Source organism: Virgibacillus necropolis (assembly GCF_002224365.1).
In the GTDB taxonomy this organism is placed as follows: Bacteria; Bacillota; Bacilli; order Bacillales; family Amphibacillaceae; genus Virgibacillus_F; species Virgibacillus_F necropolis.
In genome coordinates this window covers 612,963-638,148 of record NZ_CP022437.1, presented here as the reverse complement: position 1 = coordinate 638,148, position 25,186 = coordinate 612,963, and the positions used below count along the sequence as shown (strand labels likewise).

The window sequence follows — 25,186 nt, the reverse complement described above, 5'->3', positions numbered from 1 at the left end:
GGGTTAATACACAAATTTTAACTAAATTCTTAATGATCGCTACTTACTTTGTGTGACATGTAAACCATAGTCAACATGGTGAAAATAAATGCTTGAATTCCACCAATGAATAAACTAAATCCTTGCCATGCTAACATTGGTATTGCGCCACCAAAGAAGCCTAAGACGCCAGAAGCTGTTACACCTGCCAACAACCCTAGTAACACCTCACCCGCATAAATATTACCAAATAGACGAAGACCAAGCGTAAGGGTGTTTGCAAATTCTTCGATTATCTTAATAGGTAAGAATACCGGAAATGGTTTTAAGAAATCCTTACCGTATTCTTTTGTACCTTTTATCTTGATACCATAAAAATGTGTTAATAGAATAACCATTGCTGCTAGTGATAGCGTTACACCTGGATCAGATGTTGGTGATTTCCACCATAGATCATGGCCAAACACTGCCATGAATGCTACCCCCATTAAGTTACTGACAAGAATGTATGTGATAAGTGTTAGTCCAAGCGGTAAGAAAATCTTACCTGTTTTCCAATCCATCGTGTCGTTAATCATGCCTTTTATGAAATCAACGACCCACTCCATAAAGTTCTGTGTGCCAGTTGGCTTCATTTGCAATGTTTTTGCTCCTAGAACAGAAAGAATAAATACAATTGTAGAAGCAATTGCAATCATTAAAACATTGGATAAATTAAAATCAAGCCAGGATATTCCAAGTACATCCTCAACTATTGGTGCTGTATGGTTCACGTTATTCACCCCTCTCTCAAGCACTATTCTTTAAATCTAAACACCATAAAATCTATTATAATGACAATATAGGATGTCATTAAACCAATTATTACGGCTGTGACGTGAAAATAATCTTCAAAACGAAGTGTTATGATTACTGCTAATGCGACGGCAGCTAATCGCGATACAGTACCAAGTCCTTTTGCGGATTGCTTTTTTGCTACGGCCTCTCCAAAGTCGTAAACCTTCTTTTGCAAGATCCATAAATTATAAAAACTAACTACGGTTCCTAAAAGAAGTCCGAGGAAGATACTGAGAAATGGGGTGAACCCTGCTCCGAGTACCAATATTGCGAGAAGGTAGAGCATCCACTTGCGTTGTCGGGGTATCATATTTTCATATTGCTTCATGATTTAGTATGCCCCCGTCAATGATAGCTCTGAATTCTACCTTTTAAAAATAGTAGGTTCTTATGGTGAGCTTGTTGCATCTTATCCAGGAAATATTCCAACAAATATGCTACCAGTTAGAAGTGGGTTTATTGTCCCAGAAGGTCTGGCTTTCCCTTACATATATTTGTAAGAAAAGTCAGTTCTTTTGTAGATAGATTTCCAGATTTCATTACTGTCAATACGACATAAAAACATAATTATTGCAGTATAATGAAAACCTTATCATTCCACACTACGCAAGTGTACAATAGCGGTAGAGTGTTGTCAATTAGTTTGTGAGATATAATACAATTAAAAAAGGTATGTATTTTTCTCACTTTTAGGAAGTGTATACGTGTGCTTTATGCGACAAACTTTGCATAATCTTTACGATATACACTCCCCTAACACTCTTCTATTAGTATAAAGGATAAGTGGTTGCAATTGCGTGACGGTTTTGTGAACGAATCACTTTATTCTGTCACTGTTAATTCCGTTAAATGACTATCGTAGGTCCCATCGCTTAATGTTACGGTTACAAGTACCTTATACGTACCAGAAACATCTACTTCTTTTTTATCCAAATAACCCTCGTTCATACCTACAACTGGTTCGTTAATTTCAAATAGTGTTTTCTCGTGGACAAGTGTATCTGGGTTGTATAAATCGACTGTTAGATGCTCGACCTCATCTGTCACGTACATTCGGTATACATAGGTATCATCTGAAAAGGCTTTTAGGGAAAACTCGAATCCCATTGCCTTTTGAAAATCCCCTGTTTTATTAAGGAATAAATAAGGTAATTGATATGTTTTATCTTCACTGTTTAATGCTAGATAGCCCTGATGGATTCCTTCATCCAACCAATTTGAGGTTACATCCACTTTTATTGGTACAGATTTTTTTCCATGTGGCTCAACAGTAAATTCGCGCGGCAAGTGCCACCTGAGTCCTTTTTGTTGATTTGGGATAGTAAAATAATAGCTCTGGGATTGACCGGAGATATTTTCTACCGTTAAATTGACTGTTTTCTCATCGGCATGCTGTTCAACTTTCCCTAATGATAGCAACGGCTCGTGTAAAATTGTGTCCGTTAGAATGGCTGCCTCAGGTTGAATCAGTCCCATCCCTTGTGAGATTGGTTCTAGAATTTCACCAGTTGCATCGTAAAAAGGCTGAGCTGTTGTTTTTAATGCATTTGTTAGTTGATCGACAGTCCAGTCTGGATGCGCTTCTTTTACTAAAGCCAAAGCCCCAGCCACATGTGGTGCTGCCATACTTGTTCCTTGTAAGACTGCATACCCACTTGGTATTGTGCTTAAAATTTTAGCTCCTGGTGCTACAACATCTGGCTTTATATCCCAATTCACTGTAACAGGGCCACGTGAGCTGAAGGAAGCAATAGTCCTTGGAACTTCTTGATAGTTCGTTTCCACATAAAGACTTTCTCCTTGAAGTTGGCCAATCAGCCATTCACCTGCTTTTTTTGAAATAGAGGCAACAGGGATTTGAATTGGGTTTTGTTGACTGTCGACGGAACCATTAAAGCTCCCCTTCTCATTGTTATAAATAAGAACCGCTGCCGCCCCTTTGTCTTGTGCCATTTTTGCCTTTTCATAAAAAGGGACCTTTTTACCGCGTTCAACTAATGCGATTTTTCCACGTAGGTTGCTTTCATCGATGGAAGCTATGGCGTAATCCTTGGTTAAATTCCATGCTGGTGCGCCGCTCATTGGGCTGAGCTGAATCGACTTATCTTGAAGCTTATCGTAGAGGTAAGGAACTTTTTCCGGATAAGTGGAAGCTCCAACCGATAACGCTTTTGATGCAGTTGCTGGCGAACCAACTGTCCAATTTGCTGGTCCTGAATTTCCATTAGCAATTACCACTGCCACACCTAATTTTACCGCACGATTCACTGCTACGCTTGTAGGAAAATCAGGGCCATTTACAGAATTACCAAGTGATAAATTAATAATATCAACGCCATCATCAATTGCCTGTTCCAGTGCAGCGATTACTTGAATCGATGTCCCACTACCCCCTGGTCCAAGTGCACGATAAGCGTAAAGTTCCGCATCGGGCGCTACGCCTTTAATCTGTCCATCAGCCGCGATAATTCCTGCTACATGTGTGCCGTGTAGAGTAGGCATGCCTTGCTTCTGCAATGTTTCCATTGGATCCTCATCAAGATCTACCAAGTCATAGCCATCAACATAATTGACATCTAGGTCAGGGTGATTGTAGTCTATACCCGTATCGATTACACCTACTTTTACTCCTTCGCCTGTATAGCGAGTTGTGTTGACACTATTTGGTGTAATCGTATTAGGCAGGACTTTAGTTTGCCTTTGCGTGGCTGTTGCTTCGTATGTTCGAACTGGATGAACCGCCTTAACAAAATCAAGAGAGCCCATCTCTGTAAGATTGCGAGGAGAAGACTTCAGTGCCAGACCATTAAACAGCTTATCATAGGTCGCCACCACTTCCACGTACGGAAAATACGTATGTAAATATTCCTCCCGTTTTTCGGGGTCACCCTCCACTTCAATGATAACGGAAACGAGGTCTTCCTCTTCTACGGCATGGGTTGCAAATGGTTGTGTGGTTAGGATGAGTGCCATGATGATTGTTAAGTTGATGAGTAATCGCATGATTTGTGACGTCCCCCTTTTTCGTATAGCTTTTGAAAAAAGGTTAGAAAACATGCATCTGAGATGTGATATTTAAAAACGTATATTTTTGAGAGAAGTTTCGCGGTATCAATACTCGTTCCTGGATATCAACGTTCGTCGTTCCGATGCCCCTACCTTGTCGGAAATTCTTCAAAGCATAAAAAAAATGCCGCCAATCTAATGGCAGCACTTTTCAACAAAAACCTAATTAAAGTATCCGACTATCGCATCAGCAATCCGCTCAGACGCTTTACCATCTCCATATGGATTGGAAGCTTTCGACATTTTATCGTGAGCTTTTTTATCGGATAACAACTCGTTTGCTAGGTTAAAAACCGTATCTTCATCCGTTCCAGCTAACTTCAATGTTCCAGCATCAATTCCTTCTGGGCGTTCGGTTGTATCACGAAGAACTAATACTGGAACACCGAGTGACGGCGCTTCTTCTTGCACACCACCTGAGTCGGTCAAAATTAAATGTGCTCGGGACGCGAAGTTATGGAAGTCAACTACTCCAAGCGGTTCAATTAGTTTAATTCGATCGTCGTCCCCTAAAATATTCGCGGCTGTTTCTTGAACAACCGGATTTAAATGCACTGGATAAATTACCTGCACGTCATCATGTATTTCGACTAGACGTTTAATTGCACGAAACATTTGTTTCATATTGTTGCCAAGATTTTCACGGCGATGTGCGGTCATAAGTACTAAGCGTTTATCACCAATTTCATCCAGAATTGGACTTGAATAGGAGGCATCAACTGTCGTCTTCAACGCATCAATTGCGGTATTTCCTGTTACAAAAATCCGGTCCTCAGGCTTATTTTCATTCAACAAATTTTGCTTTGATTTTTCAGTTGGAGAAAAATGTAGGTCTGCCATTACACCGGTAAGCTGACGGTTCATTTCTTCTGGATACGGGGAATATTTATCCCATGTTCGTAGCCCCGCTTCCACATGACCGACAGCAATTTGGTTGTAATAAGCTGCTAGAGATGCTGCGAAAGTTGTTGTTGTATCCCCATGGACAAGCACAATATCTGGCTGCACTTCCCGCATTACATCATCTAATCCTTCTAACGCACGCGTCGTAATTTGGGCAAGCGTTTGTCGTTGTTTCATAATATCAAGATCATAATCCGGTTTTATGTCGAAAATTCCCAAAACCTGATCCAACATTTCTCGATGCTGAGCCGTAACTGTTACAATTGGCTCGATTAGGTCACTCCGCTTTTTTAATTCTAAAACAAGAGGAGCCATTTTAATTGCTTCCGGCCTTGTCCCAAATATCGTCATTACTTTAACCCGCTTATTCATATCTTTGTCACTCCATCAATTATTTTGTACCATACAAACGGTCACCTGCATCGCCAAGTCCCGGAATGATATAGGCATCTTCATCTAACTTTTCATCAAGTGCTGCGATATAAATATCCACATCTGGATGTTCTTCTTTTAGTTTTTCCACGCCTTCAGGTGCGGCAATTAGGCACATAAAGCGGATTTGTTTCGCGCCACGTTTTTTCAATGCTTGGATAGCATCACATGCCGATCCACCAGTTGCAAGCATTGGGTCGATTACAATTAGTTCACGTTCCTCAATATCTGAAGGAAGTTTCACATAATATTCTACTGGCTGAAGTGTTTTTGGGTCACGATATAATCCAACATGTCCAACCCTAGCTGCTGGAATTAACTTCAACATCCCGTCTAACATCCCAAGTCCTGCCCGTAGAATTGGAATTAAGCCGATTTTTTTGCCAGCGAGTACTTTCGTTTCCGTTTCCATTACTGGTGTATCAATTTTTTTATCTAGTAAAGGAAGATCACGAGTGATTTCAAAAGCCATTAACATTGCTACTTCATCAACAAGTTCACGAAATTCCTTAGTTCCTGTATTCTTATCTCTTATGTACGTTAATTTGTGTTGAATTAACGGATGATCTAGTACTAGTACTTTTCCCATTTTGCCGATCACTCCTTCAAATTTCTTGCATCTATAAAATTGTACTGAAAAATCGACAGTCTTTCAAGTATGGGTCGGATTTTGTTTTTGATGATGTGTTAAAAAGGCATTATATTTTTGGCGTCGCGTAGTTAGTTGCCTAATCCACAATGTAACATGCCAGAATCGCGCAATCCAGCTCCCAAATTGCGCATTGCCAGGTTTCCTTCTTAAAACTCTGGTAAGCCACAAGCAAGTTTAAGACGAATCTCCCTGGGTGTGGCTATTTATCACAAAGGGATTCTCAATCCAGGATATCAACGCTCATTCGGATATATCAAGAACCGCGCTGGGCTAGACAGATAAACGCCGAAATCTATACTTTCCTTGCTGTTAAAAGAAAAAGCGCCCCAATTAGGAGCGCCAATCTATTATGCATAAAGCGGATGTTTATTTGTTAATGCATAAACACGGTCTGCCGCTTCTTTTAATGCTGCTTCGTCTTCATGATTTTTCAATGTAAATGAAATAATCGATGCGATTTCTTCCATTTCATCTTTACCAAATCCACGCGTTGTTACTGCAGCTGTACCAATACGAATGCCGCTTGTTACAAACGGACTTTCCGCATCAAATGGGATTGTATTTTTATTTGTTGTGATTCCGATATCGTCTAGTACTTTTTCAGCTACTTTACCTGTTAGTCCAAGTGTTTTCACATCTAAAAGTAATAAATGATTATCGGTCCCACCTGAAACGATGCGAACTCCTTCACGCACCAATGCATCACCTAACAATTTTGCATTTTCAATAATCTGTTTAGAATACGTTTTAAAATCATCTGTCAGCGCTTCCTTAAATGACGTAGCTTTTGCAGCAATTATATGCATCAACGGTCCACCCTGCATTCCAGGGAATACGGTTTTATCAATCTTTTTCGCAAACTCTTCTTTACATAAAATCATACCGCCACGTGGTCCGCGAAGTGTTTTATGTGTTGTTGTAGTTACAAAATCTGCGTGTTCTACTGGGCTTTGGTGTAAACCAGCAGCTACTAAACCAGCGATGTGTGCCATGTCAACCATTAAATAAGCACCAACTGTATCAGCGATTTCACGGAACTTTGCAAAATCGATATGACGAGAATATGCACTAGCACCTGCAACAATTAGCTTCGGTTTTACTTCCTGCGCTTTTTTCAATACAACACCGTAATCTAGCTGTTCTGTTTCTTTTTCAACGCCATAATCAACAAAGTTATAAAGTGTACCACTAAAATTCACCGGGCTACCGTGCGTTAAATGTCCACCATGATTTAGGTTCATGCCAAGAACTGTGTCACCAGGCTCTAATACAGTAAAATATACTGCCATATTAGCTTGTGCCCCAGAATGTGGTTGCACGTTCACATGCTCTGCTCCAAATAACTGTTTTGCCCGATCACGTGCTAAGTTTTCCACTACATCAACATGCTCACAGCCACCATAATAGCGTTTACCAGGATAGCCCTCTGCATATTTATTCGTTAAAACAGATCCCATTGCTTCCATTACCGCTTCTGAGACAAAGTTTTCAGATGCAATTAATTCGATTTTGTCATGTTGACGTTTTTTTTCATTTTGTATTGCTTGGTATAACTCCTGATCTCCCTTTTTTACATGTTCCATATGTAGACCCTCCTATAATATAAGTTACTAAATTTAATTATAGCTTTTATTCTCTGTTGAATTGGTATATATAGCTCGTTCCCCGCCAATTAATTTTGGCCGAGTTTTTGCTCCTGTCACACGCGCTTTTCCTATCATTTTTTGTGAAAAGCGAAGGGGGATTGCAACATGTTTTAGATGCATGCCGATCATGGTATCCCCAATATCTATACCCGCCTTTGCCTGAACATTTTCTACCAAAACTGGATTGATCATGTTTTTAAACGCATAAGTTGCCATAGAACCGCCTGCCCGCCGCGCTGGAATGGCAGACACTTCCTCATGATGATGCGAATCATATACCTCACGTTCTATCACCAATGCTCGGTTTAAATGTTCACAGCACTGGAAAACGAGATTGACATTGGTTGCCTTTTTCAGATCCATTAGCCCAGCAAAAATAATGGCAGCCAGTTCTTCACTTCCAAATGTGCCAATATGAACGCCTGCAACTTCGCTTGTTGAACATCCAATGACGAAAAAGTCACCAGAATTAAGCTCATCACGTGTAATCCATTCGTTTACAAGAGCGTTGATGTTATCCTTCACTTGTTGATGTAAATCGATCACAGCAATCACCTATCTCCATACAATTTAAAATTCGATAAAATTTAGATTGTGCAATACCTTATTTTTCTTCGTATGCTGAAACTTTTCCAATACGATTGGCGTGACGGCCACCGTCAAATTCTGTTTCTAGCCATATTCTTGCGATTTCGCGAGCTGGACCTGGACCAATGACGCGTTCGCCCATTGCTAAAACATTTGAATCATTGTGTAGACGGGTTAATTTAGCGCTGTATACATCATGTACAAGTGCGCAACGAACCCCTTTTACTTTATTTGCCGCAATAGACATGCCGATTCCAGTGCCACAAATAAAAATACCGCGATCAAATTCGCCATTCGCAACCCGTTCTGCAGCAGGTAAAGCATAATCTGGATAATCTACAGAGCTCTTACAATCACAGCCCGTATCTTCATATTCTATTCCCAGTTCATTTAAAAGCTCGATTACTTCATTACGAAGAATCATTCCTGCATGGTCTGCTGTTAAAATTACTTTCATACCACATCACTCCTATCCAATAACCCTATCATTCTATTATGCACTATTTTGACTTATTTTTCGACTTTTTTGACTAACTGATTAATGTACATCTCTAATTCGTTTAGTGTCGCTTGATAAACTTCCAATTCTCCACCAAAGGGATCAGAAATATCGTAATTAATAAGACTGGATTCCAGTCGCTGTATCTTTTGTATATCGGGACGCAATGAATCGGTTAACTGCTGTTCTAACGTTATTTGATCCATTTTATGTTGATTTTCCTGAATAAAGGTCGATCTTTTTTCTTGGTAATCGGCATAAGCAGTTTTAAGCTCCTGCCACACTTCTTTATCTGAATCGGAAACGTATTCTTTTAGGGTATAATATTTTTCTTGAAATTTGGGATGTTCCAATATCAATGACTGTTTGTGTTGAGTGGTCATCGTCAACACAAGATCTGACCAATGAAGTAACTTATCGGTAACTGGTTGTGAGCGATGATTTAACTCAATTCCTTTTAGATTAAGTGCTTCAATTGCCTTTTGATTTGCCCGCTGATTAAGACCAGCATAAATACCCGCAGACTGGATAGCAGCATGCGGTAGTTTATCGGTTACTAACGCTTCAGCCATCGGGCTTCGACATGTATTTCCAGTACAAATAAACAAGATGTTCATAATACGTAACCTCCGGGTAGAATCTTAAAATGCGTGTTCAAAAAGTCGACAAATTAGAAACAAGAAGTTCGAGGCGGCGTAGTCCCCGAGATCGGAATGTAGGCTATTCCTACATGAGAACCGGAAAAACAAGCCAACGAAGAAATTCGCCGTTTATCATTTGGTGACTTTTTGAACATCCTCTTAAATGACTCCTGTCCAAACTATACCATAGAAAGAAGGCCACTGTCAGAAAAAATAAAAACCAATTTTTAACGTGGGTTGTCTTATCTAGTTAAAAAGTAAAAGAAGGCCAAACACACAAAGAATTGCTCCACCTAACATCTCACTATACACGCCGAGAAATCCATGTACTTTTTTTCCAAGTATCATTCCAGCCCATGTTAACACCATGCTAGCCCCACCAAAAAGAAGCAATGCAATAAAGGTTTTCACGCCTGACATGCCAAGACTTAGACCAACTGAAAAACTATCTAAGCTAACACTTATAGCAAAAAGGATTAGGCCAATACCAGTGGGTTGGATAATCTTTTTTGCTTCATGATTAAAAGCAGAGAAAAACATTTGCGTACCAATTACAATTAATAAAAGGCTTCCAATAAAGACTGTAACATCTCCAATTTGGCCTGAAATAGCTTTTCCCAGCATAATCCCGATGAAGGGCATGATCATATGAAAAACACCGATAACTATCCCTATGTATGCAATTCGTTTTAAACGGATCAACTGCATTCCCATTCCCAAACTAACGGAAAACGCATCCATCCCAAGTGCAAATGCCATAAATACTAAAGACACAAACTCCCCTACGTGTTCTTCAATCATCAACCATCCTCCTAAGACTCGTCCATAAAATGTATGCCAGTCCAAACAGGAATATGATGCGGAATTCGGGCGGTGCCTCACATAAATCGCATTTTGTCGAAAAATAATAGTGAATAGTTCCTAGTAAAAGATTTAGAAATCGTTTGTTACCTGACCTTACTCTCAATTTAAAAAAATAGTGATCCAATGAAGGAATTATATATGAACGGAAGAATAATAAAAATGTTTAATAAATAGTCAAAATAAGGTATACTATACATAGAAAGTCATAAAATAAAAAAACGCCCCATGCTCGACACATGGAACGGTACAATAGACTAACCCCATCAAGAGGGGAAGGCGCAGAATGGAAAATTAATCCCTCAAACTGACCTGTTAAAATCACATGAGGGATTAATTTTTATGGTTTTTGTCGGACATGATAAACGCAATCAACATGCCGAACGAGATCATCAGCGTCAATACGTCCTTCACATCCATAAGCAACACCCCCCTTTTCAGGAAAATCCCAAAAGGTAAAAAAGGTGCGCCTACCTTCTCATGCGAAACCAATCTATTGTTACTTTCATTATACCAAAAAAATAACAGATTAATCTTTGATTTGTAAAATAATTCTAGAAAGTCCAATCGCCCTTCATAACATAAAAAGGATCAGGCTTGAAAGAAGTTTCTAGACAATTTCTCTCCGGGGATTTCTGTTTATGAATTGACTAGTATAAAGGTCTGCGTAAAAGCCTCCTTTTGCGAGTAACTCATTATGATTACCTTGATCAATCAACTTCCCCTTATCCATAACAAGAATCATATCTGCATTCCTAATAGTGGAAAGTCTATGTGCAACAACAAAACTTGTCCTTCCTTTCATTAATGTATTCATTGCCTGTTGAATTTTTGTTTCCGTCCTTGTATCTACACTACTCGTCGCTTCATCCAGGATAAGGATTGTTGGATTGGAAATAAACGCACGGGCAATTGTTAGTAGTTGTTTTTGTCCCGCGGAGATGTTGGATGCCTCTTCATTTAGAATCGTATCGTAACCATCAGGAAGTGTTCGGATAAAATGATCAGCATGAGCTGCTTTTGCTGCCCTAACAATTTCTTCATCCGTGGTATTTTTACAGCCATAAGCAATATTAGCTTGGATTGTTCCATTAAAAAGCCATGTATCCTGAAGCACCATGCCAAATAAACTGCGCAGATTCCTGCGTTCTACTTCGCGAATATCCACTCCATCGATTGTAATTTTGCCGTTGTCAATTTCATAAAAACGCATTAACAGATTAATCAATGTCGTCTTCCCAGCGCCAGTTGGGCCAACAATAGCTACGGTCTGCCCTTGTTTAACATCGATCGTCATATCCTCGATTAATGGCTTATCTTTTTGGTAGCTAAAATTAACACGTTGGAACCTAACAGCCCCTTTTGGAGACTGAATCTCCTTTATGTTGTTTGAAACCACTTCTTCTTTTTCGTCAAGAATTTCAAAGACACGTTCGGCTGATGCAATGGTTGATTGAATAACATTCGCGATAGTTGACACTTTTGTAATCGGCTGAGAAAACTGTCTGATATATTGGATGAATGCTTGAATATCCCCGACTTGGATGACCTGTTTCGTGACAAGTACACTTCCGACGACGCAAATTAACACATAGACAATATTATTAACAAACTTCAAAAGAGGGGAAATCACACTTGAAATAAATTGTGCCTTTCTGCCTGTCGTATATAGACTTTCGTTGATCATATTGAATGTAGTAATTGATTGTTCTTCGCGATTGTTTGCTTTGATAACGGCATGGCCTGCATACATTTCCTCTACATGACCATTTAATTGCCCCAGTATTTTTCGCTGACCGAGAAAGTATTTTTGTGAGCGGGTAGCAACCTTTTTTGTAACGATAAAACTAAGTGGCAAACTTAGCAGAACAATTACGGTCATCAATGGACTGATAGAGAGCATCATAATTACTACACCAATTAACGTTACAATCGATGTAATGAACTGTGTAATACTTTGCTGTAACGTACTACTGATATTTTCTAAATCATTGACAGCCCGGCTCAGTATTTCACCATGAGTCCGTGACTCAAAATACTGGAGGGGTAGCCTTGTTAACTTCTCATTCACTTCCTTGCGTATGGTATAGACCGTTTTCTGCGCAACTCCCGCCATGATATATTGTTGAATATAACTAAACACAACACTTAGGAGGTAAAGAACCCCTAGACTAAGTAGGATATTCAGAATATAGTCAAAATCAACCCCAGTACCAGTCTCCACCATACTTTGGAATAATTCAGTTGTAGCAAGTCCCATTAATATCGGACTAACTATCGCAAAAACCGTACTAAGGACAGCTGTAATTAACATCGTCAGTAATGCAATCTTATGTGGTTTTAAATAGGTCAAAAGCCTTTTTAATGTTCCTTTAAAATCTTTTACCTTTTCTACTTGTTTTCCTTTTTTTGTATCCTTTTGCTGTTTCTCGCTCATGCTGTTTCCTCCTCTTCAAGCTGTGAGGATGCAATTTCTTGATAAACCAGACATGTTTCCATTAGCTCCCGGTGTGTTCCGACGCCAGCCAACATACCTTTATCTAAAACAATAATCTTATCTGCATCTACAATAGTACTAATCCTTTGCGCAACCATAAGCACTGTGGAATACGCAGTTTCCTCCTTAAGTGATGCACGTAAATTGGCATCAGTTTTGAAATCCAGTGCAGAAAAACTATCATCGAAAACATAGATGCTAGACTTTTTTACAAGCGCACGAGCGATGGAGATGCGTTGCTTTTGGCCGCCTGAAACATTCGCGCCTTTTTGTGCAACAATCGACTCAAAACCATCTTTTGTTTCAGAAATAAAATCGGTTGCCTGCGCAATATCTGCAGCCTTTTTTACTTCTTCATTTGTTGCGGTATCTTTCCCATAACGGATATTATCAGCTATCGTACCTGTAAAAAGAGTAGCCTTTTGTGGTGCGTAACCGATATTTTTTCTTAAGTCCGTTTGAGCCATTTCTCTTACATCCACACCATCGATGGTAATGGCACCTTGGTCAACATCATAAAACCTTGGAATGAGGTTCAGTAGTGTTGACTTTCCCGATCCAATACCACCAATGATAGCGGTAACTTCACCAGGCTTTGCGGAAAAAGAAATATCTGATAGTACAGGCTCTTCTGCACCTGGATAACTGAAGCTCACCTGTTCAAAATTTACAAACCCGTTAAGCTTTCCGATTTGGTTAACCTGCTCGGGGTCCTTAATTTCTGGCTCAGACTCCAGTACTTCATTGATTCTGCCTGCAGAAATAGAAGCGCGGGGAATCATAATAATCATCATGGATGACATAATTAGGGAAAACATAATCTGCATGGCATACTGAATGAAAGCCATTAGATCACCAACTTGAATATGACCATTGCTTATTCGAATACTACCAAACCAAATAATGCCGATAATCGCAAAGTTAAGGACAAACATCATGAAAGGAGTTACCGTTGCCATGATTTTATTAACTTTAATCGCAGTATTGGCAAAATCTAAATTTGCTTCATTAAAACGTTTCCGCTCATGGTCCATACGATTAAAAGAACGTATGACACGGATACCCGCAAGCCCTTCACGCAATACGAGATTTAACCGGTCTAAATTTTTCTGCATCTTTTTAAAAAGCGGCATTCCTTTTTTCGCTATAAGTATAATTGCTAAAACAATGATTGGAATAACCGCGATAATAATGAATGACAATTTGGGATCTGTTGAAAATGCTAAGATAATACCGCCAATGAACATCATTGGCGCCATGATCAGTATGCGCAGTATCATGGTAAGAACTTGTTGAACCTGCATTATGTCATTTGTGGTACGTGTGATAAGCGAGGACGTTCCAATTTTATCAAAACCTTGCAACGAAAAGTTTTCAACATGAGAAAACATCTTTTCACGAAGAATTTTTCCGAACCCCATCGTTATTTTTGAAGAATAAAAACTTGCTAGAATCGAAAAAGTCACGATCGCAGCAGCAACTACTAACATAATTCCGCCGATTTTTATAATATAAGGAATATCACCATTAACAATTCCTTTATCCACAATGTTTGCCATTAGGTATGGGAGAAATAGCTGAGCGAGAGCTTGTAATAGAGTTAGTAGTAAAACAACAGCTATAAGGATTCGATATGGCTTTAATAATGTAAATAACTTGATCATTTTTCATCACCACATGACTGAATTTAAATTTTGTATGTAAAAACCCAGAGTGAAATTTCACCCTGGGTTTTTAAGAGTTTAAAATTGTTAACCTAATATTTGCTTTGAGTGAACAAAGTAAATATTATAACAAGTTACTGATGTCGAAATCAACATTGCCAGAGTCATTGACACTTCCGTTAAGAATGTCACTTAAAATTTGTGTAGCATCTAACATGGTATCACCTCCATTATATAAAATTACTTTCACTTTTTATTCATACATTATTAGCAAATGTTACAGTAAGTTGCTAATGTCCAAATCTACATTACCAGATTCGTTGACACTGCCGTTTAGAATGTTGCTTAAAATTTGTGTAATATCCATAATTACTTCCACCTCCACTATTTTGGTTTGTTTCTCCTAGTACTTTTACAGGGAATTTCCCTGATTATATTTTTCTAGCGGGAATTAGTCTTATAGTAAGTTGCTAATGTCGGCATCAACATTACCAGAATCGTTGACATCGCCGTTTAGAATGTTGCTTAAAATTTGTGTAAAGTCTAACATGATATCACCTCCGATGGTAAGTATGTTTTTTCTAAAGTTAAGGGAATTACTATCCCATAGATTTACTTTTCCTTTTTTAAATTAAATCAAACATTTTTTTCGTAGTTTTCATAGATTAGTGTTTACAGTAAATTGCTGATGTCCAAATCAACATTACCAGAATCGTTGACACTGCCGTTTAGAATGTTGCTTAAAATTTGTGTAATATCCATAACAGTTTCACCTCCCTCTTCCTTCTACATAAAGCTTACGGATTTTATAGACAAATGGATCATATTTTATAGCAAATATTTTAGACAAGCATTCTATAAATGATTTAAAAATAAGTAGAATGCCTTAGTAACAGTATCTGAGACTGAATGTTATATTGCTAACTTTTTTTAAAAGTTCCTATCCCACTAGCCCCTTTTTGCAAGACCTGGAAAAAATGCCAGGTACCACTCGCATTTTATCGAAAAATAAAAAACTAAAACTGTTTGCCTCATACTATAGTCTAATGAACATAGACAAAGCCCAATTTCCCTTTATAAATTAGGGAGAATTGAGCTCAAATATGTTCATAGCGTTATAAATCCGCATTTTTCTGACTTCGTCCTCTAATGAATTTTAAATGCCATGGTAAGAAAAAGGCATAAGCAACAAAGTGAACAGGGGTCGACCACCATGTTTCCCAATGCTTTAATTTCATCAATCCCACTTTAACAGTTAGCCACTCTAATAAAAGGGATAATACAACAAATAGCACGACATAGAACCATTTCTTCCCATTTGTAAAGTAGTTCAAGAAGATTACTGATAAACATGAGGGTATGACGCCATAAAGTAAGAGTTCTGGTAACCCCTCTTTTTCTGGATTGCCTAAATCAAATATATCAAAGGGCACCGCTAACGTCATATCAGCCATCCATACAATATAACCGATTATACCAAAGGTAATGTAAATTTCTTTCCAGCTTATCTTTTTAGGCATGAAAATTATAAATAGCAGTAATACAGTACTAAGAATTGCAGGGTACCACCATCCCTGAGATAAAGCAAAATCTGGCTGTTTCATAAGAATCCTCCATTAGTAATTTTTATTTATTGTTTCTCTTAAATGACTAGTTATTCAGTCACATGAATATTTCGTAAACGTATAACAATAGGTAGACATACTTGATTATAAATGAATAAAGGCGGTATGTTGTGTGCTTTGGGAATCCAGACAGAAAGGTAAGCGACATTCTATGAACGAATGTACAAAATAGCAAAAAAAGCGATCACTTAGTGGTCGCTTTTTTTACTTTAATTTCTTACTTTATATAGGAACTAGCTGCTTTTTGTAAACGGTTCATAATTGCCTGTCCAATACCTTCTTCAGGGAAGGCTTCACATAAAATAAGGTCAATATTTGCATTTTTAAAGGCCCGCAATGCATCGTAAAGATTAATAGCAACTTCCGAGAGATCATCACGAGATCCTAGTTGAATTATTTGATCTGCTTGAACCCTGCTGGCTGTTTCATAACTTGCCATCACACCAATTTTTTTTCCATTTTTTTGTTCATGATCAATAATCTCCTGAAACTTATCCACAGTTGCTTCCACTAACCATAATGGAGCTTCTGGCGCATAGTGGGTATATTTCATGCCAGGCGCCTTTGGTTTATTGCCGCTTGCTAATGCGAGATCAACTAGAACCGGTCCAACGACCGTTTTAATTTGTTCCATCGTAATTCCACCTGGGCGAAGGATTATAGGAATTTCAGCGGTGCAATCAATTACGGTTGACTCCAAACCAACGCCAGTCGCACCACCATCAATTAGGCCACTAATTTTTTCATTTAAATCAAACCATACATGATCAGCAGTTGTTGGACTTGGCTTTCCTGAAATATTAGCACTTGGCGCTGCGACAGGAATATCCGCTTCTTTTAACAATTGTAAAGCTATTGGATGATCTGGAATCCGAATAGCAATTGTGGATAAACCAGCAGTTACATTTTTTGCGCATGTACCGTTACTTGGTAAAACAAATGTGATTGGACCTGGAGAAAAAGCGTCAATCAGCTTCCCTGCAGAATCGGGTAAGTTATCCACAAGATCTGTTAATTGTTCTTTTGTAGCAACATGGGCAATTAAAGGATTATCCGCAGGTCGACCTTTTGCCTCAAAAATCTTACCTACCGCTTCTTCATTAGTTGCGTCTGCACCTAATCCATATACCGTCTCAGTGGGAAAAGCAACAGTCATCCCATCTCTTAGGAATCGTGCTGCCTCTTGTATAACCTTACTATTTATTTTTTCATTATCATGTAGATTCCATCGTACTGTATGTGTCATCATTGCTACCTCGTTTCTATCACTTATTTTAATTGATGATAGTAAAAATCGCAAAAGCAATGATTGACACTTTTTATATTTGTGGACAAAGTGTGTATAAGTCATTAATTATCCCCAAGTTATCCACTGGTTGTTAACAAGTTTTGTGAATAAGCTCTACGATACATCGTATGCCCACCAGTGCCCATTACTATTTTCTGGTATATTAACAATTTTTACATCCTTCTGTGGACGAAATTGCAGTGATTCTAATAAAATATCCACTAATGGCTGGTGGCTGTGGACATAAACACATGTTGCCTGGTTTTCCTTAGCAATCGTTAAAATAGATTCAATAATAACTGGTAATCCGTGTGCTGCCTGCTTGGTAACATGTAATTTTTTCAACCAATGGACACCATTTTCCATAGCATCTAAGACAAAACAACCCTCGATTTGCTCATCAATTTGAACTACATAGCCTTTTTCCGTTAGTAGTGACTTATCCACATCCTGGTTGTTTAGTAAAAATTGGTCTAATCTTGTATTTGATACATCTTTTGCTAGAATCAATTCCATCTATTTCACCTCTCCACTTAATAGTTTCAATCTATAAAACTATGTTATGCACGGTGGACTAGTATTATGACAGGCCTAACCATTCAAAAAGGAAAAATTTTGCCTCAACTGGTTTCTCCTCTTCTTCCGTAGGTTCTACTTCACTCGCTTTTACAGTAGCGACAGATGTTCCATTCGCGAAATCTAGGAAACATAATGGTGGAAATAGTACACACCACCAATTTGCTCCTTTACCTTCTCCAAGAGTAATCAGTACTGCTTCATATTCACCAGCTGGATAAATGTATGAACCATATAATTTTGTAGGAAATGATACATTTGGTCCATATTTAACATCAAATACTTGTTCTTTATCTGCTTCCTTTAATGTATCTGCTACAATTTTTTTTATTTCTGGAAGTCGCGCTTGAATTAGCTCTCGTGCTTCATTTATATCTGTAATATCTTTTACCCATTTAGAGATACTCGCATTTACAGCATCACGTACCGATCGTTTAACTTCTTGGTCACGATCACCATTACTATTTGCTAAAATTCGTAAACGGATTGCCTCATCTGGAATTACCTGATAACCCATCTTGTCATTAATTGATTTACTTGCGCCATTTATTGGCATCGATAAAAATATAATAAAAAATATAAGTACAAAAAATATGATCTTCTTCATTATCCGTTCCTCCTCAACCGTTTGTTTTTAACAGTATGAGCGAATGTGGATAAATTTAAACTAGTAAACTACTAAAAAAATAAAAGAATTTTAAACTGATGGATGGAGGAAGGTAGGGATTGATCGACTATGGAGGGTCTTCGATCAACTTTGTGATGCTGACGATCAACTTTAGTTCCACCCACTGTAAAAAGACTTATCCACGGCGGATAAGTCTTTAAACTTTTACTGAAATTATTCGGTCGTGGCCATTAATGTCTTTCATTACTGCTACTTCAGCCTTTGGGTATTTATTTTTCACTAACCTAGTTACTGCTTGACCTTGTGCATATCCTATTTCAAAAACTATCAATTTTACACTAGATGGAATGCTGTGGATAATTTTTTTATATGCCGCAAGTCCATCTTCATCGGCAAACAATGCCAGATGTGGATCGTAGTTTTTGACGGTATCTGATAAGTTAGGTTTGTCAGACATCTCGATATAAGGTGGGTTAGATACAATAACATCAGGATTTATTTCGTTTTCTATAACAGGTTGCATAAAATCGCCCTGTAAAAAGGTAACATTAGCGTTTAATTTTTCTGCGTTTTGTTTCGCAACATCAAGAGCCAGGCTCGATATATCTGTTGCGTAAACCTGTGCATTAGGTAGCTCCAAAGCCAACGTTATCGCTATTATACCGCTACCTGTTCCTACATCAACCAGACTTAAAGGTTTGTCTGGTGCAGATTGAATAACATGTTCAATTAATTCTTCCGTTTCAGGACGCGGGATAAGCACATCTTTGTTTACGAAAAACTCTCTGCCATAAAAGGTTTCCACTCCAGTAATATGTTGAATCGGAATACCTGTTTCCGCATGTAAGACAATTGATTCTTTAAACTTATCCACAATATCCACAGGAAGCGTCTCTCGCATATTTGCAAAAAAGGACGATCGCGACATATCCAAATAATGCTGCAGCAAGAGTTCCCCCACATGTATTTCCCTATGATGTTTTTCTAAAAAAAGAGAAGCCCATTGTAGGACTTCGTATTGTTTGATGATTTTTTCCATATTATTCACCGATTTGCTCTAACTTTTTCGTTTGTTCTTCCATTTGTAACGCATCAATAAACTCATCTAATTTTCCAGTTAAAATTTGATCCAGCTTTTGAATGGTTAAGTTAATTCGATGATCAGACACGCGATTTTGCGGAAAATTATACGTGCGAATTCGCTCAGAACGGTCACCAGTACCAACTGCTGATCTTCTAGTCTCATCGTACTCAGCTTGAACCTCACGCTGGAATTTATCATAAACGCGTGCACGCAATACTGTCATCGCTTTTTCTTTATTTTTAATCTGTGATTTTCCGTCCTGACAGGAAACTACAACACCAGTTGGTACGTGGGTTAGACGCACCGCAGACATGGTTGTATTAACACTTTGACCACCAGGACCACTTGATGCAAAGGTGTCAACACGAATGTCATTCTCATGGATTTCCACCTCAACCTCTTCAGTCTCTGGTAAAACAGCTACCGTAGCGGTTGATGTATGAATGCGCCCACCAGATTCTGTTTCAGGAATACGCTGAACACGGTGTGCACCATTTTCGTATTTAAGTTTTGAATAGGCACCCTTGCCGCTGATCATGAAAATAATTTCCTTGTATCCGCCAACTCCAGTCGAGCTAGCCTCAATAACCTCCGTCTTCCAGCCTTGAACCTCGGCATAACGGGAATACATCCGGTACAAATCACCCGCAAACAATGCTGCTTCATCACCACCAGCTGCTCCGCGGACCTCCATAATAACGTTCTTGTCATCATTTGGATCTTTAGGTAAAAGAAGTACTTTTATTTTCTCTTCTAGTTCTTCCTGTTTCTCTGCCAGCTCGGAGATTTCTGCTTTTACCATTGCTTGCATGTCATCGTCAAGCTTATCCTCAAGCATAACCTTGGCATCATCATACTGTTCTTTTACATCCTTATATTCGCGATAAACCTGGATGACATCCTCAAGTCCAGATTGCTCCTTGGAATATTCACGTAGTTTGTTTATATCATTGATCACTTCAGGATCGCTAAGCATTTGATTTAATTTATCATAACGATCTTCTAACGATTGTAAACGGTCTAACAATCCGGCCACCTCTTTCTGATTAACAGTATAATTATAGTATACGAAAAGATGTAGGTCAAAGGTGACTTTGATACTAATAGATGTTGTTCAAAAGTATTAAACAAAATGCGATCTGTTCTAACCCTCTTCTTCCAACTGAGAAACTTTTCCTTTTTCATCCTTATATACGATATGCTCGGTTGAAAAGTGCACTGGCGAATCGAGTCCTGCTGAAGCGGCAATGCGGAATAAACCTTTTCGCATAGTGATTACATAGTTTGCAGTACGCCACTTCTTTTCACCGATGACAAGGGCTTTTTGTAGTTCGGGGTCTGTTGTTGCAACACCTACTGGGCATGCGTTTGAATGACACATCAACGTTTGAATGCAGCCTACTGTTATCATGAACCCGCGTGCGATATTGACTAAATCCGCACCCATACCTAGCGCAATTGCAATACGGTCTGGAGAAAATAATTTTCCGGCTGCGATGATTTTCACACGGTCTCTAACACCGTATTTTATCAAAGCTGTATGAACTAATGGAAGAGCGGACTTAATTGGCAACCCAACACTATCTGTGAGTTCCTGATAAGATGCTCCTGTCCCGCCTTCCCCACCGTCAACAGTGATAAAGTCTGGGCATTGATCCAAATCTTTAATGTGCTTGGCTAATTCTTCAGCTTCATGAATACTGCCAATAACTATCTTCATGCCAACTGGTTTCCCAGTAACTTCGCGAATACGTTCAATGAAACCAAACAATGAAGGAATGTCGCCAAATTCGGTAAATCTATTTGGGCTATCAATTGATTTAAAGGGTTCCACTTTGCGAATTCTAGCAATTTCCTCGGTAACCTTTTCAGCATCAATATGCCCGCCTCTTGTTTTTGCACCTTGTGCCAATTTGACCTCAAATGCCTTCACTTGTGGGATTTTGCTTTTATTCAACAGTTCATCCCAATCAAATTTTCCTTCAGGATCTCTGACACCAAATAACCCTGGTCCAATTTGCATGATAATATCCACACCACCCTTAAGGTGATACTCCGATAATCCACCTTCACCAGTATTCATCCATGTACCTTTTGCTATTCCCAGCCCTTCAGAGAGTGCAGTTATTGCTCGATCTCCTAGGGAACCATAACTCATGGCAGACATACCAATTTGACCTCTTAATTTGAACGGATATTTTGCATTCGGCCCTATAATAATGGCATCCTCTTCCTTTAATAAATAGGCACTTGATTCATGTTTTTCTAGGCGCTCTTCTCTCTCCATAAATAATGGATCTTTAATCAATAAATAACGGTTTGTTGTTACTTTTGTTTTCATATCCATTTTCAACTCTTCTGTAAGCTTTGGAAACATGGAATTTCGTACATAATAACCCGCGATTTCGAAATCTCGCTGTGAACCAAATCCTACTATGTCACGTTTATATTTTGCTTTTTTTACAATGTGCTGGTAATCCCTTCTAGAAAAAGGCTTACCCTCATTATCGTTATTAAAAAAATATTGGCGAAGCTCAGGACCAATTTTTTCAAAAAAGTAGCGGGCTCTACCTACTACGGGATAATTACGAAGAACAGGGTGCTGCTTTTGTGTTCGGTCAATAGAATATACATATATACCAATAATTAGTAAAACAATTACGATAGCTGCAATTGTCACAAATCCTATAATCGTCATGATGTCTGCTAAATTCATCCGTTCATCCTACCTTTCACAACTATTGTCAATTATGGTTAGGATGTTTCATTTAAGGGATAACTATACCAGAAAAATAGAAGTACTTGATTAACTAGGACAGAAGCTTGATACACAAAAAGAGTGCACAGGGCACTCCTTTACTTAGCTAATTTTGATAGTGTTTTTAAAATGGGGTTACTGGGTTTACCTGGGACCTTGTGGTGATGACGACATCTCGGTTCATATGATTCTGAAGCACCGACCAATATAACTGGATCATCATATGAAGCTGGTTTCCCATTAATTAAGCGCTGCGTCCGGCTTGCTGGTGATCCACAAACAGGGCAAATGGCGTTTAACTTTGTAACCGATTCACTTAGCGCCATCAACTTCGGCATTGGTCCAAACGGTTCCCCGCGAAAATCAGTATCAAGACCAGCAATGATCACGCGAATACCTTTATTTGCAAGCTCGTCCGCTACCTCAACAACACTTTCATCAAAAAATTGAACCTCATCAATTCCAATGATGTCCACGTTACTATCTATATGATCAAGAATTTCTTGTGAATTATTTACAGGTCTTGCAATGGTGGAAGTTCCATTGTGGGAAACAACTGAATCCTTTGCATATCGACTGTCTAACGCAGGTTTAAAAACACGTACAGATAAGTTAGCGTACGTTGCGCGGCGGACGCGTCGAATTAATTCCTCTGATTTGCCTGAAAACATACTACCGCAAATCACTTCTACCCAACCACTTTGTTTCATTACGTACATGAGCTTTTAGTCTCCTTCACAAATAAATCTTAGAAATAATTATGCTTTATTAGTTACTTTTATTTTATCACTAAACCATAAAATATGTAGTGGAAATTATAGCTTATTTTTCTATTTTAAAAAATAAAAAACAGGCAAGATTTAGACACTTTGCCTGTTTTACATATAACGAAGTCGCCTTCGCTTTTTATTTAAATCCAGCTTCGGCTCCTAGAAGCTGTCGTCATAAGCAATTGACACTCCAAACGCCAAAGACCAAGCGTTTTACGGTCTCTTGCTTATGCGTCCGCTTCTGAACAGTCGCCTACACCTTTTATTAATCCAGCTTCACGGGCTAGCGACTCGAGACATAGTCAATAAACACTCCGAGCACGTAAAGCATGTGCTCTACGGTTTCTTGTCTATGCTTTTCGTCGCTGAGCAAGCCCGTTACGCTTTTTATTTCATATTATATTTTTTCTTGAATCGGTCTACACGGCCACCGACTTTATCAGCTTTTTGTTTACCTGTGTAGAATGGGTGTGAATCTGAGCTTATTTCTACACGGATTAATGGGTATGAGTTACCGTCTTCCCACTCAATTGATTCTTCTGAGTTTTGAGTTGATCCGCTTAGGAATTTAAAGTCTGAGCTTGTATCAAGAAATACAACTTTTCTGTATTCTGGATGGATTTCCTTTTTCATGTCATTACACTCCTTTTTGCCCTGAATCCTTTGGAAACAGAGTTATTGTAAGAGCCATCATAGGTTTTTTACCTTATCGAAACTCACATAAATAAATTATACCAGTCTAATGAACTGATTGCAATAAGTTGCTATAAATCAATCTATCAATTCATCTTGCGCTTAGCAAATAGAAAGGCCTGTTGAATATACAGAAAGTTCACCGTACTTTTCACAAGCCTAACTTTCTATTTTTTTGTTCCACGCCTTGTCATGTCTTCATCCATTTGCTGGAAAAATTCATCATTGTTTTTTGAACCTCTTAGGCGTTTTAAGAAACGATCGAGGAAGCCTTGCGAATCCTGCATTGTTTTGCGGACTGCCCAAATTTTATCAAGATGTGATTTTGGAACAAGTAATTCTTCTTTTCTTGTACCTGATCGTAAAATATCAATTGCAGGGAAGATACGTCGTTCTGCAAGATTACGATCCAAGTGCAATTCCATGTTTCCTGTTCCTTTAAATTCCTCATAAATAACATCATCCATCCGTGATCCTGTATCAACTAGCGCAGTTGCCAGGATGGTAAAACTTCCGCCTTCTTCAATATTTCTTGCTGCGCCAAAGAAACGCTTTGGACGATGAAATGCTGCTGGGTCAATACCACCAGATAAAGTTCTACCACTCGGCGGTATTACAAGGTTATATGCTCTAGCAAGTCTAGTGATACTGTCCATTAATACGATAACGTCACGTTTGTGCTCTACTAGTCGCATAGCTCGCTCTAGTACTAATTCTGATACTTTAATATGACTTTCTGGAACTTCATCGAATGTTGAACTTACCACGTCAACGTCTGGATGTACTGAGCGCTCAATATCTGTAACCTCTTCTGGACGCTCATCAACTAATAATATGATCAATTTTGCGTTTGGATGGTTTTTTGAAATGCTATTGGCAATTTCCTTTAATAGCATTGTTTTTCCAGCCTTTGGAGGTGCTACAATTAAGCCACGCTGACCAAATCCAACTGGTGTCATCAAATCAATAATTCGGGTAGACAAACTTTTTGACTCTAGTTCTAATTTCATTAAACGATCTGGATATAATGCTGTAAGCGCTGGAAAGTGTACACGTTCCTTAGCGCTTTCAGGGTCATCATCGTTAACTGCATCTACATGCAATAAACCATAATACCTTTCATTTTCCTTTGGTGGACGTACTTTCCCAGATACTCGGTCACCATTCCGTAAGTCAAAACGACGGATTTGTGATGCAGATATGTAAATATCTTCTGCACTTGGTGAGTAATTAATTGGACGTAGAAAACCAAATCCCTCTGATGGAATGATTTCTAAAATTCCGTTCATGAATAAAAAGCCATCTTTTTCTGCCTGAGCTTTTAAAATAGAGAAAATAAGTTCACGTTTGGTTAGTTTTGCATAATAAGAGACTTTGTACTCTTTTGCTAATCCATAAATTTCTTTTAATGTTAATGTCTCTAAGTGAGATATTGTTAATTCAGCCATAAAATCACCACGCCTATTTATTTTTACATTCTTTTGTGAAACGATCTGTTT

General features: G+C 38.6%; 23 protein-coding genes. All 23 read right to left on the bottom strand.

The window, feature by feature from the left end:
* Positions 1-29: 29 nt before the first annotated feature.
* Positions 30-752, bottom strand: a complete 723-nt coding sequence (gene atpB / locus CFK40_RS03145) for a F0F1 ATP synthase subunit A (protein ID WP_089530637.1) — start codon at positions 750-752, stop codon at positions 30-32.
* Positions 753-775: 23 nt separating this feature from the next.
* On the bottom strand, positions 776-1,144 hold the full coding sequence (locus CFK40_RS03140; protein ID WP_089530636.1) for an ATP synthase subunit I: 369 nt from the start codon (positions 1,142-1,144) through the stop codon (positions 776-778).
* 494 nt (positions 1,145-1,638) lie between these two features.
* Entirely contained in the window at positions 1,639-3,819 is a 2,181-nt protein-coding gene (locus CFK40_RS21605) for a S8 family serine peptidase (protein WP_089530635.1), read from the bottom strand.
* A 225-nt stretch (positions 3,820-4,044) separates the two neighbouring features.
* Positions 4,045-5,157: a non-hydrolyzing UDP-N-acetylglucosamine 2-epimerase gene (wecB, locus tag CFK40_RS03130; protein WP_089530634.1), complete on the bottom strand. Its 1,113-nt coding sequence runs from the start codon at positions 5,155-5,157 to the stop codon at positions 4,045-4,047.
* A 19-nt stretch (positions 5,158-5,176) separates the two neighbouring features.
* Positions 5,177-5,806, bottom strand: coding sequence for a uracil phosphoribosyltransferase (gene upp, locus CFK40_RS03125; RefSeq protein ID WP_089530633.1), 630 nt, complete (start codon positions 5,804-5,806; stop codon positions 5,177-5,179).
* A 410-nt stretch (positions 5,807-6,216) separates the two neighbouring features.
* Complete coding sequence (locus tag CFK40_RS03120) at positions 6,217-7,452, bottom strand: serine hydroxymethyltransferase (RefSeq protein WP_089530632.1); 1,236 nt, start codon at positions 7,450-7,452, stop codon at positions 6,217-6,219.
* Between the two features lie 33 nt (positions 7,453-7,485).
* Positions 7,486-8,061, bottom strand: coding sequence for a TIGR01440 family protein (locus CFK40_RS03115; protein ID WP_089534271.1), 576 nt, complete (start codon positions 8,059-8,061; stop codon positions 7,486-7,488).
* A 58-nt stretch (positions 8,062-8,119) separates the two neighbouring features.
* On the bottom strand, positions 8,120-8,560 hold the full coding sequence (gene rpiB / locus CFK40_RS03110; RefSeq protein WP_089530631.1) for a ribose 5-phosphate isomerase B: 441 nt from the start codon (positions 8,558-8,560) through the stop codon (positions 8,120-8,122).
* Between the two features lie 53 nt (positions 8,561-8,613).
* Positions 8,614-9,219 carry an arsenate reductase/protein-tyrosine-phosphatase family protein gene (locus CFK40_RS03105; protein ID WP_089530630.1) on the bottom strand — a complete coding sequence of 202 codons (606 nt, stop codon included), beginning with the start codon at positions 9,217-9,219 and terminating at the stop codon, positions 8,614-8,616.
* A 270-nt stretch (positions 9,220-9,489) separates the two neighbouring features.
* Positions 9,490-10,044 carry a manganese efflux pump MntP gene (locus CFK40_RS03100; RefSeq protein ID WP_089530629.1) on the bottom strand — a complete coding sequence of 185 codons (555 nt, stop codon included), beginning with the start codon at positions 10,042-10,044 and terminating at the stop codon, positions 9,490-9,492.
* A gap of 393 nt (positions 10,045-10,437) precedes the next feature.
* Complete coding sequence (locus CFK40_RS21740; protein ID WP_227001912.1) at positions 10,438-10,524, bottom strand: putative holin-like toxin; 87 nt, start codon at positions 10,522-10,524, stop codon at positions 10,438-10,440.
* Positions 10,525-10,714: 190 nt separating this feature from the next.
* Positions 10,715-12,541, bottom strand: coding sequence for an ABC transporter ATP-binding protein (locus tag CFK40_RS03095; protein ID WP_089530628.1), 1,827 nt, complete (start codon positions 12,539-12,541; stop codon positions 10,715-10,717).
* Entirely contained in the window at positions 12,538-14,265 is a 1,728-nt protein-coding gene (locus CFK40_RS03090) for an ABC transporter ATP-binding protein (RefSeq protein ID WP_089530627.1), read from the bottom strand. Before CFK40_RS03090 ends, CFK40_RS03095 begins: the two co-directional genes overlap by 4 nt.
* 1,115 nt (positions 14,266-15,380) lie before the next feature.
* The gene (locus CFK40_RS03085; RefSeq protein ID WP_089530626.1) at positions 15,381-15,869 is read right to left on the bottom strand and encodes a hypothetical protein; all 489 of its coding nucleotides are present in this window, start codon (positions 15,867-15,869) and stop codon (positions 15,381-15,383) included.
* Between the two features lie 238 nt (positions 15,870-16,107).
* The gene (locus CFK40_RS03080; RefSeq protein WP_089530625.1) at positions 16,108-17,136 is read right to left on the bottom strand and encodes an L-threonylcarbamoyladenylate synthase; all 1,029 of its coding nucleotides are present in this window, start codon (positions 17,134-17,136) and stop codon (positions 16,108-16,110) included.
* Between the two features lie 156 nt (positions 17,137-17,292).
* Positions 17,293-17,694, bottom strand: a complete 402-nt coding sequence (locus CFK40_RS03075) for a GNAT family N-acetyltransferase (protein ID WP_089530624.1) — start codon at positions 17,692-17,694, stop codon at positions 17,293-17,295.
* 64 nt (positions 17,695-17,758) lie between these two features.
* Positions 17,759-18,361 carry a stage II sporulation protein R gene (gene spoIIR / locus CFK40_RS03070; RefSeq protein ID WP_089530623.1) on the bottom strand — a complete coding sequence of 201 codons (603 nt, stop codon included), beginning with the start codon at positions 18,359-18,361 and terminating at the stop codon, positions 17,759-17,761.
* 217 nt (positions 18,362-18,578) lie between these two features.
* The gene (prmC, locus tag CFK40_RS03065) at positions 18,579-19,421 is read right to left on the bottom strand and encodes a peptide chain release factor N(5)-glutamine methyltransferase (protein WP_089530622.1); all 843 of its coding nucleotides are present in this window, start codon (positions 19,419-19,421) and stop codon (positions 18,579-18,581) included.
* Position 19,422: 1 nt separating this feature from the next.
* Positions 19,423-20,493, bottom strand: a complete 1,071-nt coding sequence (gene prfA / locus CFK40_RS03060; RefSeq protein WP_089530621.1) for a peptide chain release factor 1 — start codon at positions 20,491-20,493, stop codon at positions 19,423-19,425.
* Positions 20,494-20,610: 117 nt separating this feature from the next.
* Positions 20,611-22,182 (bottom strand): FMN-binding glutamate synthase family protein, encoded by a 1,572-nt coding sequence (locus CFK40_RS03055; protein ID WP_089530620.1) that lies wholly within the window; start codon positions 22,180-22,182, stop codon positions 20,611-20,613.
* Positions 22,183-22,322: 140 nt separating this feature from the next.
* Positions 22,323-22,943: a thymidine kinase gene (locus CFK40_RS03050; RefSeq protein ID WP_089530619.1), complete on the bottom strand. Its 621-nt coding sequence runs from the start codon at positions 22,941-22,943 to the stop codon at positions 22,323-22,325.
* A 438-nt stretch (positions 22,944-23,381) separates the two neighbouring features.
* Complete coding sequence (locus CFK40_RS03045) at positions 23,382-23,627, bottom strand: type B 50S ribosomal protein L31 (protein ID WP_089530618.1); 246 nt, start codon at positions 23,625-23,627, stop codon at positions 23,382-23,384.
* 227 nt (positions 23,628-23,854) lie between these two features.
* On the bottom strand, positions 23,855-25,135 hold the full coding sequence (rho, locus tag CFK40_RS03040; protein ID WP_089530617.1) for a transcription termination factor Rho: 1,281 nt from the start codon (positions 25,133-25,135) through the stop codon (positions 23,855-23,857).
* Positions 25,136-25,186: the final 51 nt, after the last annotated feature.

Excerpts from the sequence above, each read along its gene's own strand:
- rpiB (WP_089530631.1), bottom strand. The coding sequence starts at position 8,560 with ATGAAAGTAATTTTAACAGCAGACCATGCAGGAATGATTCTTCGTAAT.
- prmC (WP_089530622.1), bottom strand. The coding sequence starts at position 19,421 with ATGGAAAAAATCATCAAACAATACGAAGTCCTACAATGGGCTTCTCTT.
- CFK40_RS03100 (WP_089530629.1), bottom strand. The coding sequence starts at position 10,044 with ATGATTGAAGAACACGTAGGGGAGTTTGTGTCTTTAGTATTTATGGCA.
- CFK40_RS03080 (WP_089530625.1), bottom strand. The coding sequence starts at position 17,136 with ATGACACATACAGTACGATGGAATCTACATGATAATGAAAAAATAAAT.
- CFK40_RS21740 (WP_227001912.1), bottom strand. The coding sequence starts at position 10,524 with ATGGATGTGAAGGACGTATTGACGCTGATGATCTCGTTCGGCATGTTG.
- CFK40_RS03085 (WP_089530626.1), bottom strand. The coding sequence starts at position 15,869 with ATGAAACAGCCAGATTTTGCTTTATCTCAGGGATGGTGGTACCCTGCA.
- CFK40_RS03105 (WP_089530630.1), bottom strand. The coding sequence starts at position 9,219 with ATGAACATCTTGTTTATTTGTACTGGAAATACATGTCGAAGCCCGATG.
- CFK40_RS03075 (WP_089530624.1), bottom strand. The coding sequence starts at position 17,694 with ATGGAATTGATTCTAGCAAAAGATGTATCAAATACAAGATTAGACCAA.
- wecB (WP_089530634.1), bottom strand. The coding sequence starts at position 5,157 with ATGAATAAGCGGGTTAAAGTAATGACGATATTTGGGACAAGGCCGGAA.
- CFK40_RS03050 (WP_089530619.1), bottom strand. The coding sequence starts at position 22,943 with ATGTACGTAATGAAACAAAGTGGTTGGGTAGAAGTGATTTGCGGTAGT.
- CFK40_RS03095 (WP_089530628.1), bottom strand. The coding sequence starts at position 12,541 with ATGAGCGAGAAACAGCAAAAGGATACAAAAAAAGGAAAACAAGTAGAA.
- rho (WP_089530617.1), bottom strand. The coding sequence starts at position 25,135 with ATGGCTGAATTAACAATATCTCACTTAGAGACATTAACATTAAAAGAA.
- CFK40_RS03055 (WP_089530620.1), bottom strand. The coding sequence starts at position 22,182 with ATGAATTTAGCAGACATCATGACGATTATAGGATTTGTGACAATTGCA.
- spoIIR (WP_089530623.1), bottom strand. The coding sequence starts at position 18,361 with ATGAAGAAGATCATATTTTTTGTACTTATATTTTTTATTATATTTTTA.
- CFK40_RS03140 (WP_089530636.1), bottom strand. The coding sequence starts at position 1,144 with ATGAAGCAATATGAAAATATGATACCCCGACAACGCAAGTGGATGCTC.
- CFK40_RS03090 (WP_089530627.1), bottom strand. The coding sequence starts at position 14,265 with ATGATCAAGTTATTTACATTATTAAAGCCATATCGAATCCTTATAGCT.
- CFK40_RS03045 (WP_089530618.1), bottom strand. The coding sequence starts at position 23,627 with ATGAAAAAGGAAATCCATCCAGAATACAGAAAAGTTGTATTTCTTGAT.
- CFK40_RS03120 (WP_089530632.1), bottom strand. The coding sequence starts at position 7,452 with ATGGAACATGTAAAAAAGGGAGATCAGGAGTTATACCAAGCAATACAA.
- CFK40_RS21605 (WP_089530635.1), bottom strand. The coding sequence starts at position 3,819 with ATGCGATTACTCATCAACTTAACAATCATCATGGCACTCATCCTAACC.
- upp (WP_089530633.1), bottom strand. The coding sequence starts at position 5,806 with ATGGGAAAAGTACTAGTACTAGATCATCCGTTAATTCAACACAAATTA.